A 2,927-nucleotide genomic window follows, 5' to 3' on the forward strand; every position below is an offset into this window, starting at 1 on the left:
CCTGATCCCTTCCCGAACTCAGAAGTGAAACCTCTTCGCGCTGATGGTAGTGTGGCGTTAGCCATGTGAGAGTAAGTCATCGCCAGCTTTTAAATGCTAAATACCCCCTGATCAAAAGATCAGGGGGCTTTTTATTGGAAAAAATAAATATACCCATTTATTTTGATTATATTTATAATGAAAGATAACTCATATATTCCAGATCCTTATTTAAAATATAATTAACTTTTATTGAGACTCTGCTTATGGAGTTTAAACTTTTTGAAGTTAAAGAGCTAAATCCTCAGCAGCGACAACAAATTGCCAAATTGTGCTTTTCTGCATTTGATGAAGATCCTTGGAGCCAATATCTTTTCATGCAAACAGCGTCTCATCTTGTTGGTATATTGGATGGAAAAATCGTGTCGCATGCGCTATGGACAGACAGAGTTTTCACTATTAATAACACTATAAAATTGAAAACAGCTTATGTTGAATATGTGACTACTGATGAGAGAATACGGGGGAAGGGATTCGCATCACAACTATTAAGATATTTGATCGATACTTTAACTCACTTAGGTTATGAACTTGCAGCATTGCAACCTGAATATGATAAATTCTATAAAAAATTAGGTTGGATTAATTGGTTGGGGGATTTATATATTCATCAAGGTAAGTCTACTTACCTAACGGATGAGAATAAAATAATGCTGTATCCATTGAATATTCAATTGAAAGATTTACTACTACATAGTACCGAGCATCATGTAATTTGCACCAATTGGAGAGAAGGTGAGCTTTGGTAAGCTTTATTTTGTATATATTTTAATCTTTGGATTATCAAATTAGTTGCTTATAGGAGCTGATAGAAAGCTTAATCAATAGGATAAAGATACTTTTATGCAAATACGTTGGTCAAGTTATTGTGCCTCCAGATCTCTCATTTAAGCAAAACGTTAATCCAAAATCAGTAGCATCTATGCGATAGCTCACTGAAATTGAACCTATACAAGTGGAACAGCTTTATTGGTGGAAAATAGAGATTAACGAAGGAAAATATTCAGTTTATTTCAGATATTATTTATCTTAAAAGGTATAAAAACTTACAGTATTGTTTGCCTGAAGGTAAAATAACAGCATTTAATTTAAGTTATTGGGCTGTAGTAGATAAGCTTAAATATCTGTCCAAATGAGTAGAGTTTTTAGCTGCTCTTTTGGACTGCCATAGTTGAATCGAAATCTTGCGAAGCAGTGCTTCTCATCTTTAATAAACAATATAAAGGCATTTCGGTCAATACCATTATATTTTCTTAGTACTCGTTTTGCTTGATTCCAGAAATTTTCAACACCATTGATATGATTTTTATCCTCAACAAATTTTTCTGAATGATTGATTCTATGATGGCTAAAATCACTGACATCAAGGGCATTATAACTACGATAGCTATCTGTATAAACAATGCTATCTGGAGCAATTTTTCTAGTAATTATTGGCAGTAAGGTTGCTGTCTTTGTATCTGGAAAAATCTTGACGTAAACTTTGCCACCACGTTTAAGCATACCAAATACAGCTACTTTTCCCGCAGCTCCACGCCCACGTTTTCCCTTACGAACACCACCAAAATAACTTTCATCTAGCTCAATTTGTCCCTCAAAAACCTCTATGGCATCTTGGTCAAGATGATACATGATGACTTGGCGTATTTTCCTATAAAACAAAGCAGCAGAATTAGGTTGAATACCGAGTAAATCTGCTGCTGTTCTAGCGGTTACCTCTGCAATAAAAAACTCAAGTAGTTTTCTTTGAGTTTTTTTACTTAATTTACATCTAGTTATCTTCATAAAAGTAGACTATCACACTTCTAATCTACTACAGCCCCTATTTTTTTTTAATCCTTAGATTATCAAATTAGTTGCTTATTAGGAGCTGATAGAAAGCTTAATCAATAGGATAAAGATACTTTTATGCAAATACGTTGGTCAAGTTATTGTGCCTCCAGATCTCTCATTTAAGCAAAACGTTAATCCAAAATCAGTAGCATCTATGCGATAGCTCACTGAAATTGAACCTATACAAGTGGAACAGCTTTATTGGTGGAAAATAGAGATTAACGAAGGAAAATATTCAGTTTATTTCAGATATTATTTATCTTAAAAGGTATAAAAACTTACAGTATTGTTTGCCTGAAGGTAAAATAACAGCATTTAATTTAAGTTATTGGGCTGTAGTAGATAAGCTTAAATATCTGTCCAAATGAGTAGAGTTTTTAGCTGCTCTTTTGGACTGCCATAGTTGAATCGAAATCTTGCGAAGCAGTGCTTCTCATCTTTAATAAACAATATAAAGGCATTTCGGTCAATACCATTATATTTTCTTAGTACTCGTTTTGCTTGATTCCAGAAATTTTCAACACCATTGATATGATTTTTATCCTCAACAAATTTTTCTGAATGATTGATTCTATGATGGCTAAAATCACTGACATCAAGGGCATTATAACTACGATAGCTATCTGTATAAACAATGCTATCTGGAGCAATTTTTCTAGTAATTATTGGCAGTAAGGTTGCTGTCTTTGTATCTGGAAAAATCTTGACGTAAACTTTGCCACCACGTTTAAGCATATCAAATACAGCTACTTTTCCCGCAGCTCCACGCCCACGTTTTCCCTTACGAACACCACCAAAATAACTTTCATCTAGCTCAATTTGTCCCTCAAAAACCTCTATGGCATCTTGGTCAAGATGATACATGATGACTTGGCGTATTTTCCTATAAAACAAAGCAGCAGAATTAGGTTGAATACCGAGTAAATCTGCTGCTGTTCTAGCGGTTACCTCTGCAATAAAAAACTCAAGTAGTTTTCTTTGAGTTTTTTTACTTAATTTACATCTAGTTATCTTCATAAAAGTAGACTATCACACTTCTAATCTACTACAGCCCC

3 protein-coding genes and 1 rRNA gene are annotated in these 2,927 nt (G+C 33.9%); 2 read left to right on the plus strand and 2 right to left on the minus strand.

Features of this window, described 5'->3' with window-relative positions; all coding sequences use genetic code 11:
* Both rrf and F944_RS04750 read left to right on the plus strand, forming a co-directional pair.
* Positions 1-88 (plus strand): 5S ribosomal RNA (gene rrf / locus F944_RS16520); the annotation flags it as partial.
* 157 nt (positions 89-245) lie between these two features.
* Positions 246-788, plus strand: a complete 543-nt coding sequence (locus tag F944_RS04750) for a GNAT family N-acetyltransferase (protein WP_004987590.1) — start codon at positions 246-248, stop codon at positions 786-788.
* A gap of 367 nt (positions 789-1,155) precedes the next feature.
* On the opposite strand, the gene F944_RS04755 is transcribed toward F944_RS04750, so the two are convergent.
* Together F944_RS04755 and F944_RS04760 are read right to left on the minus strand one after the other, a co-directional pair.
* Positions 1,156-1,824 carry an IS1595 family transposase gene (locus F944_RS04755; RefSeq protein ID WP_004987592.1) on the minus strand — a complete coding sequence of 223 codons (669 nt, stop codon included), beginning with the start codon at positions 1,822-1,824 and terminating at the stop codon, positions 1,156-1,158.
* A gap of 396 nt (positions 1,825-2,220) precedes the next feature.
* Positions 2,221-2,889, minus strand: a complete 669-nt coding sequence (locus F944_RS04760) for an IS1595 family transposase (RefSeq protein WP_004987595.1) — start codon at positions 2,887-2,889, stop codon at positions 2,221-2,223.
* Between the last annotated feature and the right edge of the window lie 38 nt (positions 2,890-2,927).

This window comes from Acinetobacter ursingii DSM 16037 = CIP 107286 (assembly GCF_000368825.1).
Lineage (GTDB): Bacteria > Pseudomonadota > Gammaproteobacteria > Pseudomonadales > Moraxellaceae > Acinetobacter > Acinetobacter ursingii.

Coding starts and splice junctions, on each gene's coding strand:
- F944_RS04755 (WP_004987592.1), bottom strand. CDS start 1,824: ATGAAGATAACTAGATGTAAATTAAGTAAAAAAACTCAAAGAAAACTA.
- F944_RS04750 (WP_004987590.1), top strand. CDS start 246: ATGGAGTTTAAACTTTTTGAAGTTAAAGAGCTAAATCCTCAGCAGCGA.
- F944_RS04760 (WP_004987595.1), bottom strand. CDS start 2,889: ATGAAGATAACTAGATGTAAATTAAGTAAAAAAACTCAAAGAAAACTA.